This is a genomic window from Streptosporangium canum (genome assembly GCF_900113865.1).
GTDB lineage: Bacteria > Actinomycetota > Actinomycetes > Streptosporangiales > Streptosporangiaceae > Streptosporangium > Streptosporangium canum.
The window spans coordinates 177714-194092 of record NZ_FOQY01000007.1 but is presented as its reverse complement, the minus strand read 5'-3'; the positions used below and the strand labels follow the sequence as shown (position 1 = coordinate 194092).

At 70.2% G+C, this 16379-nt stretch carries 16 protein-coding genes and 1 riboswitch; of the genes, 8 read left to right on the top strand and 8 right to left on the bottom strand.

The genetic code is table 11. The features are described 5' to 3' along the window. Nucleotides 1-17 precede the first annotated feature (17 nt). Nucleotides 18-506 (bottom strand): C40 family peptidase, encoded by a 489-nt coding sequence (locus BM085_RS13245; protein ID WP_093887295.1) that lies wholly within the window; start codon nt 504-506, stop codon nt 18-20. Nucleotides 507-612: 106 nt separating this feature from the next. Beyond that, a riboswitch (cyclic di-AMP (ydaO/yuaA leader) is annotated at nt 613-771 on the bottom strand. A 617-nt stretch (nt 772-1388) separates the two neighbouring features. Continuing rightward, nucleotides 1389-1976: a TetR/AcrR family transcriptional regulator gene (locus BM085_RS13240; RefSeq protein WP_093887294.1), complete on the bottom strand. Its 588-nt coding sequence runs from the start codon at nt 1974-1976 to the stop codon at nt 1389-1391. A gap of 204 nt (nt 1977-2180) precedes the next feature. Here BM085_RS13240 and BM085_RS13235 point away from each other — a divergent pair, with 204 nt between their 5' ends. From BM085_RS13235 to BM085_RS13220, 4 genes are all read left to right on the top strand, one after another. Continuing rightward, a complete protein-coding gene (locus tag BM085_RS13235) occupies nt 2181-2828 on the top strand; it encodes a CatB-related O-acetyltransferase (protein WP_093887293.1) in 648 nt (215 codons plus the stop codon). 194 nt (nt 2829-3022) lie between these two features. Continuing rightward, on the top strand, nt 3023-4294 hold the full coding sequence (locus tag BM085_RS13230) for an erythromycin esterase family protein (protein ID WP_093887292.1): 1272 nt from the start codon (nt 3023-3025) through the stop codon (nt 4292-4294). Nucleotides 4295-4415: 121 nt separating this feature from the next. Beyond that, the gene (locus BM085_RS13225) at nt 4416-5975 is read left to right on the top strand and encodes an FAD-dependent monooxygenase (RefSeq protein WP_093887291.1); all 1560 of its coding nucleotides are present in this window, start codon (nt 4416-4418) and stop codon (nt 5973-5975) included. 183 nt (nt 5976-6158) lie between these two features. Further along, entirely contained in the window at nt 6159-6758 is a 600-nt protein-coding gene (locus BM085_RS13220) for a LemA family protein (RefSeq protein ID WP_093887290.1), read from the top strand. Here the strand turns inward: BM085_RS13220 and BM085_RS13215 are convergent. The 3 genes from BM085_RS13215 to BM085_RS13205 all read right to left on the bottom strand — a co-directional run bounded on the left by BM085_RS13215 (nt 6700) and on the right by BM085_RS13205 (nt 9701). Beyond that, nucleotides 6700-7692: a C40 family peptidase gene (locus tag BM085_RS13215; protein ID WP_093887289.1), complete on the bottom strand. Its 993-nt coding sequence runs from the start codon at nt 7690-7692 to the stop codon at nt 6700-6702. The genes BM085_RS13220 and BM085_RS13215 overlap by 59 nt on opposite strands. A gap of 85 nt (nt 7693-7777) precedes the next feature. Continuing rightward, a complete protein-coding gene (locus BM085_RS13210) occupies nt 7778-8392 on the bottom strand; it encodes a hypothetical protein (protein WP_143120906.1) in 615 nt (204 codons plus the stop codon). Between the two features lie 46 nt (nt 8393-8438). Further along, nucleotides 8439-9701 (bottom strand): NYN domain-containing protein, encoded by a 1263-nt coding sequence (locus tag BM085_RS13205; RefSeq protein WP_245789297.1) that lies wholly within the window; start codon nt 9699-9701, stop codon nt 8439-8441. 213 nt (nt 9702-9914) lie between these two features. On the opposite strand from BM085_RS13205, the gene BM085_RS13200 reads away from it, so the two are divergent. The 3 genes from BM085_RS13200 to BM085_RS13190 all read left to right on the top strand — a co-directional run bounded on the left by BM085_RS13200 (nt 9915) and on the right by BM085_RS13190 (nt 13199). Further along, nucleotides 9915-11063, top strand: a complete 1149-nt coding sequence (locus BM085_RS13200) for a phosphotransferase family protein (RefSeq protein WP_245789296.1) — start codon at nt 9915-9917, stop codon at nt 11061-11063. 81 nt (nt 11064-11144) lie between these two features. Next, nucleotides 11145-12869, top strand: a complete 1725-nt coding sequence (locus BM085_RS13195) for a DEDD exonuclease domain-containing protein (RefSeq protein WP_093887286.1) — start codon at nt 11145-11147, stop codon at nt 12867-12869. 42 nt (nt 12870-12911) lie between these two features. Further along, complete coding sequence (locus BM085_RS13190) at nt 12912-13199, top strand: Lrp/AsnC family transcriptional regulator (RefSeq protein WP_031172931.1); 288 nt, start codon at nt 12912-12914, stop codon at nt 13197-13199. A 3-nt stretch (nt 13200-13202) separates the two neighbouring features. On the opposite strand, the gene BM085_RS13185 is transcribed toward BM085_RS13190, so the two are convergent. The 3 genes from BM085_RS13185 to BM085_RS13175 all read right to left on the bottom strand — a co-directional run bounded on the left by BM085_RS13185 (nt 13203) and on the right by BM085_RS13175 (nt 15560). Continuing rightward, nucleotides 13203-14012 carry a sensor histidine kinase gene (locus tag BM085_RS13185; protein ID WP_093887285.1) on the bottom strand — a complete coding sequence of 270 codons (810 nt, stop codon included), beginning with the start codon at nt 14010-14012 and terminating at the stop codon, nt 13203-13205. An 84-nt stretch (nt 14013-14096) separates the two neighbouring features. Beyond that, entirely contained in the window at nt 14097-15143 is a 1047-nt protein-coding gene (gene trpD, locus BM085_RS13180; protein ID WP_093887284.1) for an anthranilate phosphoribosyltransferase, read from the bottom strand. Nucleotides 15144-15161: 18 nt separating this feature from the next. After that, on the bottom strand, nt 15162-15560 hold the full coding sequence (locus BM085_RS13175; protein ID WP_031172935.1) for a response regulator: 399 nt from the start codon (nt 15558-15560) through the stop codon (nt 15162-15164). Nucleotides 15561-15755: 195 nt separating this feature from the next. On the opposite strand from BM085_RS13175, the gene ctaE reads away from it, so the two are divergent. Continuing rightward, nucleotides 15756-16373 carry an aa3-type cytochrome oxidase subunit III gene (ctaE, locus tag BM085_RS13170; protein ID WP_012889388.1) on the top strand — a complete coding sequence of 206 codons (618 nt, stop codon included), beginning with the start codon at nt 15756-15758 and terminating at the stop codon, nt 16371-16373. The last annotated feature ends 6 nt before the right edge of the window (nt 16374-16379 follow it).

Genomic DNA, 16379 nt, shown 5'->3' with positions numbered 1-16379 from the left:
GGGGCCGATTCGCCCGGTCAGCCGCCGGGACGGACCGCTCCGGCGAAGGAGGACTTGTAGTACCCCTTCAGCTTCACGATCCGGACCGTCTTGCCACTGCTCGGCGAGTGGACCATCCTGCCCTTGCCGACATACATGCCCACATGGCCCTTGCCGTAGAAGAACATCAGGTCACCGGGGCGCAGGCTGCTCCACGAGACCTTCTTCCTGACGGCGCGATACTGGCTGTGCGTGATCCGGGGGAGGGAGACGCCGGCCTTGCGCCACGCGTACTGGACGAGCCCGGAGCAGTCGAACGAGCCGGGGCCGGAGGCTCCCCACCGGTACGGGTCGCCGATCTGCTTCGTGGCCGCCGAGACGGCCTTGTGGGCCTTCGCCTTCTGCCGTGCGACCTTGCTCGTCCGGGTCGCCTTGGCCTTCGCCGTGCTCTTGGTCTTCGCCGTGCTCTCGGCCTGGACCGCGACCACGATGTCCGTCGTCGCCTGTGCCGCCGTGGATCCCAGCACGACCGCTCCGGACGAGGCGGTCAGGGTGAGCGCGGCGCCGCCGAGGGAAAGGCGGGCAAGGCGTGACAGACGGGGGTTACGCAGGGTGGTAGACAGGATTTCTCCTTGGGGCTTCCACTGATGCCTACCGGGTTAGCTGACGGATTCGGACGGGGAAGTCGCCCTACGGCATGAAATATGCCGATTCACCCCTGGCCTTACCTTGAGGGCCCTTGGGTCCCCGGTTCCATGCCTCCTGGCTGCACGGATTCGGCAGGCCGCCGCGATGGGGTCCAGCCCCTGAGGGGAGCGGCGGCCAATTGGATTTTCCGCGGAATGCCTGACTTTCGGGCAGGCACTCGTCGCGGCGACATGGCTTGCCACCGCGACGCCAGAAGTTACTCCGATCACCAAATTTCAGCAAAGCAATGCCAGGAAAATGGAGATCGACAAGCACCCCGGCAGCTTCCGTAATCCCTGCGTGATAGACGATTCCATTATTTCTTTATGACCCTCGTCACACTCTCGTGATCATCACCTGAAGGCCGTTGCCCATGTAACATTCGTCACATTAATTTCGATCTTCAATTCCTCCGGCCCGCCGGGGCGCCGTACCGGGACCCGTAGGCGTGGCCCACTCCCTCGGGCACCGGGTGTTCTCAGCGAGGGAGCACGGGGTCGAGGAACCGGCGGACAGCCGTTGGCGCTGAGAAGGATCATGGTGGATGTCGCTTGTTCCCGTCGCCGGGGACGCGGTAGCGGATGATCGGCCGGTCAGCGCGTGGCGGCCGGCGTGAGGACGTTGAGCGTCTTGGCGAGTGAGGGCACGAGCCGGAACCGGGCGGCGTGGCACCGAACGGCCACCAATAAACCGCTCGGCGAACCCGGACAAGCACTCGTATCTCAGGGTTGCGGGTGAGGTCCCATGCCGACGAAGAGGGCGTCGAGGATCCGGTCGACATACTCATGGGTCAGTGGTTCCTGAGTGATCAGGAACCGGAAGTACAGCGGGCCGGACAGGATCGCCATCGCCAGGTCCAGGTCGAAGCCGGACGCCAGTTGACCCTGGTCTTGGGCCTTCTTCAGCCGGGCGACGGTCTTGTCCGTTTGCGGGGCGATGAAGCGCTCGTTGAGCGCGGCGGCGACCCGGGGGTCGTACTGGGCCTCACCGACCAGGGCCTGGTACAGGGGGCCGAAAGGGGGCCTGCCTATGAGGTCGACGGCCGCGTGGATCTGTTCGCGCAGGTCGGCGACGATGTCGCCGGTGTCGGGGTAGTCCAGGTCGGACTCGTGCAGTGACAGCAGCGAGTCGAGCAGCAGGGCCCCCTTGGATGACCATCGGCGGTAGATGGTGTGCTTGCCCGCGCCGGCACGGGCTGCGACCGCTTCGATGCTCAGTTTGGCGTAGCCGATTTCCTGACCCAGTTCCAGCGTGGTCCGCATGATGACCTCGGTCCGGTCGGCGCCGCGACGATGGGGTGTGTCGGTCATGCCGCCACCCTATCGGTACGGCACGTGCCGTACTTGACAGTGAAAGCACGTTTGGACATCATCACATCGGCACGGCACGTGCCGATGCGCTAAAGAGAGCGACCGCCAAGGGCGGCGCGTCCTCCCTCACCATGACCATGCGCGATGCCAAGGCACCGAGACCTGCCGTTCTCCCGCTCTGCTTCTCCGGAAAGAAGATGATTTATGATGTCCGCTCCCGCCGACCCGACCGTGGTGCATCCCATGCCCGAGCAACCGCGGGTGGTGCTGCTGAAGCCGCTGATCACCTCGCCGCTGATCGAGGTCGGGGAGTTCACCTACTACGACGACCCGGACGATCCGACCGCCTTCGAAACCCGCAACGTGCTGTATCACTACGGGCCGGAAAAGTTGGTCATCGGGAAGTTCTGCGCGCTGGGCGAGGGCGTGCGGTTCATCATGAACGGCGCCAACCACCGCCTGGACGGCCCCTCGACCTTCCCGTTCCCGATCATGGGCGCCTCCTGGGCCGAGCATTTCGATCTCATCACCGGCCTGCCCGGGCGGGGTGACACCGTGGTGGGCAACGATGTCTGGTTCGGGTACCGGTCCATGGTGATGCCCGGAGTCCGTATCGGTGACGGAGCGATCATCGCCTCCGGTTCCGTCGTCGTCGACGACGTCCCCGCGTACGGCATCGTCGGTGGCAACCCGGCCAAGCTCATCCGCCGCCGCCACAGCGACGCCGACATCAGCCGCCTCCTGGCCCTGGCCTGGTGGGACTGGCCGCTCCAGCACATCACCGAGCACATCCGCACGATCATGTCCGGCAGCCTCGACGACCTGGAGCAAGCGGCCCCCGCGCAGCGGTAGCGGCACGCCAGAGCCCACCGCCGGTGAGAGCGGCGGGCCGCTCAACAGTCCCGGCACAGGACAATCGGCAGCCCGGTGCGGCCCGGCGGCTCCACCGCTGTGCCGCCGAGCTCCCGTGGCGCCCCGCGTGCGGTGCCCCGCACTCCCACCCCGTCATTCGACGCACCTTCCGACACCAGAATCGAGCTGTCAGCATGCCTGCTCCGTCGCACCACAACCCGTTCGCCGGCTGGCTCCGCGGCCATGCCGTCCCGCTCACCCACCTCGACCCTGAGGCGCCACTCGATGACCTGGAGCCGCTGCGCGGCATCGTCGGCAACGCGCGCGTCGTCGCGATCGGCGAGAACTCCCACTTCATCGCCGAGTTCGAGCTCATCCGCCGGCGCGTCCTGCGGTTCCTGGTCGAACGCTGCGGTTTCACCGTCCTGGCCTTCGAATACGGCCTCAGTGAAGGCTTCCCGCTAGACGCGTGGGCTCAAGGCGAGGGCACCGACGATGACCTGTCGGCCCACCTCGCCACGGCGATCCCGGTGGGGATCGATGAGCCACTGCGCTGGATGCGCCGGCACAACGCCACCGCCGCGGCGCCGGTCCGTTTCGCCGGGATCGACATCCCGGCGGCCGGAGGGTCGTTGCTTCCCGCCCTGGCCCCGGTCGCCGACTACCTGCGCCAGGTCGACCCCGAGACCCTGCCGGCGATCCAGACGGCGACGCGGATCGCCGGATCGTTCGCCGGCGCCTCCGCGGCCGCGGCCGCACCGGCCTGGACCCGCCTGGCCGCCGCCGAGCAGGACGCCCTCAGCGCGACCCTGATGCGGCTGCTCATCCGGTTCCGCGCCGTCGCACCGCTGTACGTCTCCCGTGGTGACCAGCACAGTTACGACATCGCCCTGCGTCGCCTCGAGGCCGCCTGCCACGCCGACTACGGCTTCCGCGCCATGGCCGGCCTGTACGCCGGCAACGGCCTGACCGCCGACACCTCGGCCCGGGACGTCTACATGGCCGAATCGATCCAGTGGCACCTGCAACGCTCCCACCCCGGGACCCGCATCGTGCTGGCGGCCCACAACGCCCACATCCAGAAAACGCCGGTCTCCTTCAACGGCCAGCTCACCGGGCTCCCCATGGGACAGCACCTGCACAACTCCCTGGGCGATGACTACGTCGCCCTCGCCCTGACCAGCATCGCCGGACACACCGCCGACATGCGTCCCGACGAGAACGCCCGCTTCGGCTTCGCCATCGACGACACCGCGCTGCAGCCGCCCGAGCCGGGCAGCGTCGAAGCCGCCTTCGCCGACGCCGGGCTGGGGCTCAGCCTCGCCGATCTCCGGCAGGCGCCCCGCGAGACTCCCGGCCCCGACCGCTATCGGATCCAGAGCGCCTACCTGCACACACCCATCCTGGACGCGTTCGACGCCGTCCTCAGCACCCCGACTTCCACCGTCGCCGACATCGCGCACTGAGGGACCTTGACATGAGGCTTCACCCTCCCGGCCCGGCCACACCGAGGCCAGAACCTGTGGACATGTTGTTGACGATCAGGTCGCGCCAGGACGCGACTAAACCCTACGAGGAGAGTGACCAGTGAAGAACCCTGACGTGATCATTGTGGGGGCCGGGCCGACCGGTCTCATGCTGGCCGTCGAACTGCGTTTGACCGGGGTGCGGCCGTTGGTGCTGGAACGGCAGCCGCGGCGCCGGGATGTCCCCAAGGCCGGGGGCCTGGGCGGGCAGATCCTGGAGCTGCTGCGCTGTCGCGGCTTGCTGGAACGATTCGAAGCCGCCTGCACCGGCCCTGCTCCGGCGCCTCGTTTCCCGTTCGGCGGGGTGCACCTGGACTTCACCCAGCTGGCAGATCCACCGCTGCATGCTCTGCCGCTGCCGCAGCAGCAGCTCGAACGGCTGCTCGACGACCGCGCCGCCGAACTCGGTGTCGACATCCGCCGGGGACACGAGGTGGCCGGGGTGAGCCAGGACGACGCCGCGGTGAGGGTGGACGTGCGCGGCCCCGACGGGCCGTACCAGGTGAGCGCCCGCTACCTCGTGGGCTGCGACGGCGCGCGCAGCCGGGTCCGGGACCGGGCCGGCATCGGCTTCCCCGGCACTACCTATCCGGAGGTCAACCGGCTGGCCCAGGTCAGCTTGCCCGACACGGTGACCGTGCTCGGAAACGGCGATCTCGACGTGCCCGGCTTCGGCGCGATCCGCGCGGGTTTCACCCGGACGGACCACGGCCTGTTCGGCGTCGGCTCCTCGCCTGATTCCAAGGTCGTCTCCCTTTACACCATCGAAGACGAGAGCACCGACTACGACGACGACATCCCGATGACCGTCGCCGAACTCCAGGACAGCATCCGCCGCGTGCTCGGCGTGAACCTGCCCGTGGGAGAGGCGATCCGGCTGTCGCGCTTCACCTTCAAGGCCCGGCAGGCCGAACGCTACCGCCAGGGGCGGATCCTGCTCGCCGGCGATGCGGCACACCTGTTCCCGGCCACCGGCGTGGCACTCAACGCCGGCATGCTGGACGCGGTCAACCTGGCCTGGAAGCTGGCCGCCGACCTGCAGGGCTGGGCGCCGACCGGCCTGCTGGACACCTACCACGACGAACGCCACCTCGCCGGCGCCCGTACCATGCTGCACACCCGCGCCCAGGTGGCCCTGCGGCGCGGACACGACGCGGCCGCCGAAGCACTGCGAGATGTCTTCTCCGAACTGCTCACCGACGAACAACCGCTGCGCCGGATGGGAGCCCTGGTCGCCGGCACCGACATCCGCTACCCGATGCCCGGCACGAGCCACCACCCGCTGACCGGCGCCTTCGCTCCCGACCTCACCCTGCACACCGACCAGGGCATCACCGGCGTCGCGCGACTCATGCACCCCGCCCGGCCCGTCCTGCTCGACCTCGCCGACCGCCCGGACCTCCGCCGGGCCGCCCGGGACTGGCGGCATCGCGTCGACATCCACACCGCCAAAACCGATGATCGGCCGACCGACGCCCTGCTGATCCGCCCGGACGGCCACATCGCCTGGGCCGCGCCCCTCGACGAACCTGCCGGTACCGCCGCGCCCGCGCTGCGCGAAGCGCTCTCCTCCTGGTTCGGCGCGCCCCGAAACGACGGCGAGATCACCGCGCTGAGGTAGGCGACTGACCGACAGGCCGCCTGGCCTGGCTCACGATCATTTCGACCCGGGCCGGTCTCGGGCGCGAACCGGTCTCGGGCGCGAAATGCTTCTGCAGGCGAGGTGCAAGGGTTCCGGGGTCAGATGGGGGCCGCGCGGCGGACCGGGTCCGCGCACGCCGCCACTCTCCCCGGGAGGCTCCCGTTGGTCACTCAGGCCGTTCTCGTCTTTCTCGCCCTGGTCCTCGTGCTGCTCCTCGTCCTGCTCATCGTCTCGACCTACAACGGGCTGGTCCGCAAGCACGGCGCGGTGGACAGCGCCTGGGCCCAGGTCGACGTGCAGCTCAAGCACCGTCACGAGCTCGTCCCGGACCTGGTGGAGACCGTGCGGGGCTACGCCGCCCACGAGCGGCAGGCTCTGGAGGCGGTGCTCGCCACGCGCTCCCGGGCGGTCGGCGCCCAGACCCGTGCCGAGCGGGCGGTCGCCGAGACCACGCTGTCCGGGGCGCTGCGGGACCTGTTCGAGGTGGCCGAGTCCCACCCCGGCCTGCGGGCCGACCGGCACTTCGCCGAGCTACGGGAGGAACTGGCCGCCGCCGAGAACCGGATCGCCTCCTCCCGGCGACACCACGACGACGCCGTCCTCATCTACAACAACGTGATCCAGATGGCCCCGGCCAACATCGTGGCAGGCGTGACCGGCTTCGCGCGACGCGAGTACTTCCGGGCACCGGACGGAGGGGGCGTCAGGGGCGGACGGCCCCGACCAGGCGGCGGCCGTAGGCCGACAGAGGGACGACCTTGACGACGTCTCCGGTCTGCGGGGCGTGGACGATCTTGCCGTTGCCCGCGTAGAGGCTCACATGGCCCAGCCCCTCGCTGAAGATGAGGTCCCCGGCCTGGAGCTCGCTCACGGAGACCTTGCGGCTCGCGCCCCAGCTCCACTGCTCCCAGGTCGTGCGGGGAAGGCTGACGCCGCCGCTGCGCCAGGCGGCCTGCACGAGGCCGGAGCAGTCCCAGCCCCCCGGGCCCGTGCCGCCGTACTGGTAGGGCTTGCCGACCTGGGCGAAGGCGAAGGCCAGGGCGGCCCGGGCATTGCCCGAGGCCGGGCCGTTGTACTGGATCCCGGTGCTGTTGGGATTGCCGGTCCGGAAGGTGCCGAGCTCGCGCAGCAGCTTGGTCTGGGCCTTCACCATCTTCTCGACCTTGGCCTTCTCCGCGGCCAGTTCGTCACGTGTCTTGTCGGCCTCGGCCAGGGCCTCCTTGGCCGTGTCGCGGCTCACGCGCAGCAGCTTGTTCGCCTCGTCGAAGGCGCCCAGGGACAGGGCACGGGAGGCGGCCATCTGGTCGACGGCGGCCAGGCCGCTCAGCAGCGTTCCGGGATCGGGCTTGTTCATCATGCCCTCCCAACCGCTCACCCCGCCGAGCTGGTAGCTGCTGACCGCCATCGTGACGAGCTCCTGGCGCAGCCCGGCGACCTTGGCGTTCTGGCGCGTGAGCTCGCCGTTCAGCGTCCGGTACTTCTTGCGGGCCTTCTTCAGCTTCTCGCCCGCCTGGTTGTACTTCTCGACGATCTTGTCGGCCTGGTCGTTGAGCTTCTCCAGCTTCTTCTTGGCCTGGGCGACGGTCGGCTTCGGTTCGGCGAAGGCACCGCCGACCGGTAGCAGGAACAGCGCGAGCGCCACCCCCACGGCCATCGGCATCCGCCCGAACCCACCCGGCATACCCGCCACGGCCACGACGCCGCCTCCCCCAGTGCAAAGACCTGGGCGGAATAGTACAGAACCAGTAAGGGTTAGCTCACCTTTTTGGCTGTTTTGCTCTTTACGCGCAGGTGGCGATCCCGCAGATCTTCGCGGTCATCCGGGAGGCGTCCGCCAACTGGTCGGCCCAGTCCCGCTTGACCGGCTTGGCGTACTCCCCGGCCCGGAGGTAGACCAGCACCGCGTTCCCCTTGCGGACCACCACGCTCCGGTCTCCCCCGATGCCGGCCTTCTTGCCGTAGTAGACCTGCCCGGAGACCTTCAGGGCGTCGTCTCCGAGACCGGCCACGGCGGCGGAGGCGTAGCGGTAGCCGGAGCCTCCGCCGCTCTTCGCGCCGCACGCGGACAGCGCCGCGCGGACCTGGGCCATGGCCTGCTCCGCGGCCGCCCTGGAGCCGTACAGAAGCACCTGCTCGACCTTCATGAAGTCCGGCACACCGGTGAACCTCACCGTCCGTACGGCCACCCGGCCCGCCTTGCCGACGGCGCCCCTGCCACACGGGTCGACCGCGAACCGCGCCTTCGGCGAGTCGCTGACCTTCCAGTTGGTCTCGGGGTCGCGGTCCTTCGTGGCCGCGGCCTTCTCGTACAGCAGGAAGCCCTTGGGGATGCCCGGGGCGGCGGCGGCCGTACCGGCCACGAGGGCGGCGCAGACCAGTGCGATGATCTTCTGCATCGAATCAACCTCCAGTGTGATCCGATGCACCATAAGGCCAAAAGGTTCAGCCGCGCCCAAGCCGTCGCAGAAGCAGAACCGACGGGACCGGCCGCGCGCCCATCCGGCGGACCGACTCGGCCACCTCGCGGTCGGAGGAGACCACCGCGATGGCACGGCCGGCGGGTTCGGCGCGGACCAGCTGACGGATCAGGTCGTCGGCGATCTGGCCGGGGGCGCTGAACATCACCCGGACTCCCCGGGGAGCCGACACCGGGACCGGGCCGTTCAGCTCGGCGCCGTCGAAGACGCAGGTCAGCTCGGTGCGCGTCTGCGCGTACAGCGCGCCGAGCCCGGTGAGCAGGCGGTTGCGCTGGTCGGCGAGGGTGAGCGTGCCGTAGCCGGTCTTGGTCACGTTGTAGCCGTCCACGATCAGGTGGATCTGCGGCAGGGCGAGCAACTGGTCGAGAAGGACCGGGTCGTCGTCGGCGAGCGCCCTGGCGGGCACCGCCTGGACCCCCTGCCTGCCGGGCGCGACCGAGGCCACCGAGTCGGCGGGCCGGTTGATGCTGGAGGGCAGGGCGAGCTCCCGGCGCAGCCCGGCGGCGGCGTCCTGGAGGGCGTCGAGCAGCATGCGGACCTTGGTGTCCTCCACGCTCCGGCCCTCGCGGGCGGCCCGGCGGGTGGCCTCCAGCTGCCGCTCGGCGTCGGCCACGCGCTCACGGAGGCGGCGCAGCTCGCTCTCCCCCGCGCTTCCCGCCGACGCGGCGGCGGCCTTGACCTCCTGCGCGGCCTCCTCCACCTCGGCGGCCCGCGCGTCGGCCGCCTTGGCCCGCTCGCGGGCGTCGTGCAGTTTGCGGCGGAGGTCGGAGATCTCCGAACGGGCCGTCTTGAGCTGCTCGCGCAGCCGGTCGGACTCCTCCTTGGCGGCGCTCTTCTGTGCGGCCAGCTGCTCGCGCAGCCGGGTGAGGGTCTGCTCCTGGGCCGAGCCCTCCGCCGCCGCGACCGACTGCTCCAGGTCCGCGCGGGCGATCTCCACCATCCCCGCCCAGCCCGGCGGCCGGGTCAGATAGGCGGCGGCGGCGACCAGGACGGGCTCTGCGGCCGGCGGCATGACGCCCTCGGCGAGGCTGGCCACCAGCTCCGGCCAGCCCGCGCTCAGCGTCTCGGCGACCAGCTCGCGGAACTTCTTGTCGCTCTCCAGCTGGGCGGCGATCGGCGCACTGCCCAGTTTGGCGCGTTTACGCGGGTCGAACCTGGCGATCCCCCGCAGGGGCAGGGGCACGGCGGAGGCGGGCATCGACCCCAGGATCTGGGACGCCAGCTCCACGACGTGTAAGCGAACCTGCTCGGGTAACGGACGAGACAGGCCCTCTCCGGCTGAACTCATCACGGCCCCTACTCGGATTGGTCTTCACGTCAAGGGTACGGCTACCGCACCCTGACCCGGACATGACCGGAAATCCGGCTCCGGTCCCGCGGGCAGGTGAACTTTAGATGGACAAGCCCTTGATCGCAGGTATACGACTGTGCCCATCGACGTGTGACGCACGCCACCCCGGAGGGCGCGATGGACGAGCAGGGCGGCCAGGCCGGACAGATGCGCACCTCCACCCGCGACCTCGGCGAGCTGCGTGAGCGGGTGCGATCCTGGCTCACCGGCCGCCTGGGCCGTCCCGTCGCGGTGTCGCGGCTGTCGCAGCCCTCGGGCAACGGCATGTCCAGCGAGACCCTGCTCTTCGACGCCTCCTGGGACTCCCCCGAAGGCAGGCGGGAGGTCGGGTGCGCCGCCCGGATGGCCCCGGCGAGCGAGGCGGTCCCGGTCTTCCCGGACTACGACCTCGGCAAGCAGTTCGAGGTCATGCGGATGGTCAGGGAGCGCGCCGGGGTGCCCGCCCCGCGCACCCTCTGGTTCGAACCCGATCCCGGGCCGCTGGGCACGCCGTTCTTCGTGATGGAACGGCTCGCCGGCGACGTGCCGCCGGACGTGGTGCCCTACACCTTCGAGGGCTGGCTGCTCGACGCCTCCCGGGCCGACAGGGACCGGCTGCAACGGCAGAGCGTCGAGATCCTGGCCAGGCTGCACGACACCCCGTTCACCGCCGAGGAGCTCGAGACGGTGGCGCCCGGCGGGTCCGGCGGATCCGCCGCCCTGCGCAGGCACGTCGACGACCAGCGGGCCTACTACGAGTGGGCGCACGGCTCGATGCGGATCCCGGTGCTGGAGCGGGCGTTCGCCTGGCTGGAGGAGCACTGGCCCGCCGCCCCCGGACCCGCCGTGCTGAGCTGGGGCGACGCGCGCATCGGAAACGTGATGTACCGGGACTTCACCCCGGTGGCGGTGCTGGACTGGGAGATGGCCACCGTCGCCCCCCGCGAGCTGGACATCGCCTGGATGATCTTCCTGCACCAGTTCTTCCAGGAGGTCGCCCAGGTCTTCGGGCTGCCCGGCCTGCCGGATTTCATGCGGCGTGAGGACGTCTGCCGGACCTACCAGGAGATCACCGGCTACCGGCCGCGTGACATGGAGTTCTACGAGATGTACGCCGCGCTCCGGCACGGCGTCATCATGGCCCGCGTCTGGCACCGGCGCATCCACTTCGGCGAGCAGCCCATGCCCGAAGACCCCGACGACCTGGTCATGCACCGGGCCGCGATCGAGCGGATGCTGGACGGGAGCCACGGCGGCTGACCCCGTTCCGGCCCCGGCGGCCGGCGCCGGGGCCGGACCCGGAGCTTTAAATGTCGGTCGAGGCTCCTATCGTCTTGAACCGTGGATTACGTCGTGCAGGGAACGCTGGACGAATTGGGCACACCGCTCAGCCAGATCACGTTCGTCGTGTTCGACCTGGAGACCACCGGGGTTTCGGCGGGCGAGCACGCGATCACGGAGATCGGCGCGGTCAAGGTCCGGGGCGGTGAGGTGCTGGGCGAGTTCGGCACCCTCGTCGATCCCGGGTCGCCGATCCCGCCGTTCATCTCGGTTCTGACCGGCATCACCGACACCATGGTCGCGACGGCGCCGAAGATCGAATCGGTGCTGCCCTCGTTCCTGGAGTTCGCCGAGGGCACCACCCTCGTGGCGCACAACGCGGGATTCGACGTGGGCTTCATCAAGGCGGCCTGCGCCGTTCACGGCTATCCCCCGCCCACCCATCCGGTGGTCGACACCGTCGTCCTGGCGCGCAAGCTGCTGACCCGCGACGAGGCGCCCAACTGCAAGCTGTCCACGCTGGCCCGGATCTTCAGCAAGACCGAGCCCCGTCACCGCGCGCTCGCCGACGCCCAGGCCACCGTGGACGTGCTCCACGCCCTGCTGGAGCGGGCGGGCTCGTTCGGGGTGCACACCCTGGAGGAGCTCAGGGGCTTCGTCCGCGCGCCCACCCCGGAGCAGCGCCGCAAGCGGCACCTGGCCGACGGGGTGCCGACCGGCCCCGGCGTCTACGTGTTCGAGGACGAGCGGGGCGACCCGCTCTACGTCGGCAAGAGCACCAACCTCCGCAACCGCGTGCGCAGTTACTTCACCGCGGGCGAGACCCGGCCCCGGATCCGCGAGATGATCGGCATCGTCGAGCGGGTCCGGCCGATCGCCTGCGCGACCGCGCTGGAGGCCGAGGTCAGGGAGCTCAGACTGATCGGCTCCGCCAAACCGCGCTACAACCGCAGGTCGCGCTTCCCGGAGAAGATGATCTGGCTCAAGCTCACCGACGAGCCGTTCCCCCGCCTGTCGATCGTCCGTGAGGTCAAGGACGACGACGCCGGCTATCTGGGCCCCTTCACCAGCACCCGCGCGGCCGAGGACGCCCGCACCGCGCTGCACGAGGCGGTCCCGCTCCGGCAGTGCACCGAGAAGATCACCCCCCGCACCAGGCGCTCCGCCTGCGCCCTCGCCGGGCTCGGCAGGTGCGGGGCGCCGTGCGAGGGCCGCCAGAGCGCCGAGGAGTACGGCCTGCACACCGTGGCCGCGCGGCGGGCGATGGAGCTGGACGCTACCCCCGTCTTCTCCGCCGTCCAGGCGCGCATGGAGCGCCTGGCCCTCGAACAGCGCTACGAGGAGGCGGCGGCCGACCGCGACAGGCTCGTCTCCTACGTCCGCGCCTCCGCGCGCATGCAGCGGCTGAGCGCGCTGACCTCGATCCCCCAGATGGTCGCCGCCTCCCCCGCGGCGGGCGGCGGCTGGCAGATCCACGTCGTCCGGTACGGCAGGCTGGCCTCGGCCGGGGTGATGCCCCGGGGCGCGCATCCCACCCCGTTCGTGGACGCGCTGGTGGCCACCGCCGAGACCGTCGTGCCGGGACCGGGCCCCGTCCCCGCGGCCAGCGCCGAGGAGACCGAGTGCATCCTGCGCTGGCTGGAGTCCCCCGGGGTGCGGTTGGTGCAGGTGGAGGGCACCTGGAGTCTGCCCGCCGGCGGCGCGGGACGGCTCAGGGCCCGCCTCGACCGCGCCTACCCGGCCTCCGAACCGCACCGGCGGCGTGAAGGGCGCCCGATGCGCTGATAACTTCGGAGCTGCAAGCCGTACTCAACGAGGAGGAAGCTCGTGGTCACCGCGATCGTGCACATCAACGCCGAGGTGGACCGGATCCCCGAGGTCGCCCAGACGATCGCCGAGATCGACGGGGTGAGCGAGGTGTACTCCATCACCGGGGAGTACGACCTGATGGCCATGGTCCGGGTCTCCGCCTACGAGGAGATCGCCGAGGTCATCCCCGGCCGGATCAACAAGGTGGACGGGGTGCTGCGCACCGAGACGCACATCGCCTTCCGCACCTACTCCAGGCACGATCTCGACGCCGCCTTCTCCATCGGTCTCGGCGAGTCCGACTGACGCTCACGCGGACGGGCGGGGGCCCGGACGGATCTCGCCCGCCGTGGGCAGCCGGGCCCGCACCTCGAATCCCCCCTCGGGGAGCGCCTCGGCTTCGAGGGTCCCGCCGAAGAGCGTGGCGCGCTCGCGCATGCCGAGCAGGCCGGTGGTCGCCGTGGTGGTGACCTGGCCGTCGTCGCGGACCAGCACGTCCAGGAAGCCCGGCCGCCAGCGCAGGGTGACGTGGGCCGAGTTCGCCCGGGCGCGCCTGAGGGTGTTGCTGAGCGCCTCCTGGACGATCCGGTAGGCCGACAGTTCGAGAGCGAGACCGATCTCGACGGGCCTGCCGTCCTCGATCACGTCCACCATCAGACCCGCCGTGCGGACCTGGCTCAGCAGGTCGGAGAGATCCGACAGCTTGGGCTGGGGGGTCCTGCTCCCCGGGGACCCCTCGGTCCTCAGCAGGCACAGCATGCGCTGGAGCTCCAGAAGCGCCTGGCGGCCCGACTCCTCGGCCAGCCGCAGGGTCTCCCGGGCCCGTACGGGATCCTTGTCCATGATCATGCGGCCGGCGCCGACGCCGAGCGTCATCATGCTGATCCCGTGGGCGACGACCTCGTGCAGTTCGTGGGCGATGCGGGTGCGTTCCTCGGTGACGGCGGCATGGGCCAGCGCGTCCTGCTGGTCGGCGAGCTTGTCCTGCTCGCGGCGGAGCCTCAGGAGCAGGAGCCGGCGTTCACGGGCGAGTCCCCCGATGACCAGGGCCAGGCCGAACACCACCAGAAGCACCAGGACAGGCAGTATCTGCTCGGCCGGGGGGTCAACGCACCACATGACCGCAATCTAGGACCGCCCTCGGAGGGGCTGCATCCCCTCACGGGTGGATCTTCCGTCCGCCCGTGAGGGGATGATCCGAGGTCAGCGCGGCTTCAGTGCCCGGCTGGTCGCGACCCAGCGGTCGAGGGTGGCCGCGGCGGCACCGGAGTCGAGGGCCTGGACGGCCCGCCCGTAGCCGGCGGACATGGCGGCGTCGAGGTCGTCGCCCTTGCCGTCGAGGGCGACCAGCGCGGCGGCGGCGTTGAGCAGCACCGCGTCACGGACCGGACCGGTCTTGCCGCCGACCAGGTCGCGCACGGCCTGGGCGTTGTACACCACGTCCCCGCCGCGCAGCGCGTCGGGAGCGGCCCTGGGGATGTCCAGCACGGCCGGGTCGAAGACGGTCCGGGTGGCGTTGCCCTCGCGTACCACCCAGACCGTGGAGGTGGTCGCGGTGGTGAGCTCGTCCAGCCCGTCGTCGCCCCGGAAGACCAGCGCCGACACCCCGCGCTCGGCGAACACGCCCGCGACCACGGGGAGCATGCCCGGGTCGAAGATGCCGATCGCCTGGGCCTGGGGCCTGGCCGGGTTGGTCAGCGGGCCCAGGAAGTTGAAGACCGTCGGGATCCCGAGCTCCTTGCGCGGCGGACCGGCGAAGCGCAGGGCCGGGTGGTAGAGCGGCGCGAAGCAGAAGGCGATGCCCGCCTCCGTCGCGACCTCTGCGGTGGCGGACGGGGGCAGGTCGAGCACGACCCCCAGGTGCTCCAGCACGTCGGCGGCGCCGCAGGAGGAGGACGCGGAGCGGTTGCCGTGCTTGACCACCCGCGCGCCCGCGGCGGCGGCCACGATCGCGGCCATGGTCGAGACGTTGACCGTGTGCGCGCGGTCGCCGCCGGTGCCGACGACGTCGACGATGGGGCCCTCCACCGACAGCGGGGTGGCCCGCTCCAGCATCGTGCGCGCCAGCCCGGTCACCTCCGCGACCGTCTCCCCCTTCGCCCGCAGGGCCACGGCGAAGCCGGCGATCTGTGCGGGCGTGGCGGAACCGGACATGATCTCGTTCATCGCCCAGGCGGTCTCGTCCGCCGTGAGGTGCTCACCGGCGAGCAGGGCCGTCAGCAGCGCGGGCCAGGTGGTGCGCGCGTCCATGGGGGTCTCCAGAAGGTTCTACCGGGCGGTCAGGCGGGTGGAGAGGCGGCGGCGCATCAGGTCGGCGACGGCGTCGGCCAGGACCACCGGGTCGATCGGCTGCGGCACGACGGCCTCGGCTCGGGACCATTCGGCCAGCCAGCGGTCGTCGCGGCGGGCGATCAGCAGGCAGATCGGCGGGCAGTCGTAGACCTCGTCCTTGGCCTGCCGCGCCACGCCCATGCCACCGGCCGGCTGCGCCTCGGCGTCGAGCACGGCGACGTCGATCTCATCCGAGTCGAGGTGCTGGACGACCTTGGCGTGGGTGGCGCACTCCACGATCTCCACGAGGGGCACGTCGGCGGCGGGACGCCGGCCGATCGCCTGACGCACCTTCTCGCGGGTGCTCGCGTCGTCGCTGTAGACGAGAACCCTCATTTTGTCGTCGGCGCTCACGGTCGCACTCACTATCCCTTGTCGATGTATGGTCACCTGGGATGCTACCGGTCGCCCGGCCCGCGGACCCAGGCCGGAGGCATCGGCGAGCAAAATGCCCCGTACGTCCACTTTCAATGGACGTTTGAGCCCCCTATTGGGGGGTCGTGCGGCGACCCGAGCCGGGGAGCCGCAATAATGCTGCCCGTGGCGACAGCATCCGCAATCTCAACGACGACGACAGCACATTCGTCCCGCAGGCCAGATCTGGTCAGCGTCGGGACGATCGTCTGGCTGTCCTCTGAGCTCATGTTCTTCGCGGCGCTGTTCGCGATGTACTTCACCATCCGGTCGGTGAGCCTCGGCCAGGGTCTGCCCTGGCCCGAGGCCCACCTGAACGTTCCGTTCTCGTTGGCCAACACGATCATCCTGGTCCTGTCGAGCGTGACCTGCCAGCTGGGCGTGTGGGCGGCCGAGAAGGGCCAGGTCGCCAAGCTGCGCTTCTGGTACATCGTCAGCTTCCTGATGGGCGCCGTGTTCGTCGGCGGCCAGCTGTACGAGTACAGCCAGCTGGTCCACGAGGGGCACACCCTGTCGCACTCCGCGTACGACTCGGTGTTCTACCTGACCACGGGCTTCCACGGCCTCCACGTGACCGGTGGACTGATCGCGTTCCTGTTCATGCTGGGACGCACGTACGCCGCGAAGCGCTTTACCCGTGAGCAGGCGACCAGCGCGATCGTCGTGTCCTACTACTGGCACTTCGTCGACGTGGTCTGGATTGGCCTTTTCGTGACCATCTACGGCATTCATTAAGGAATC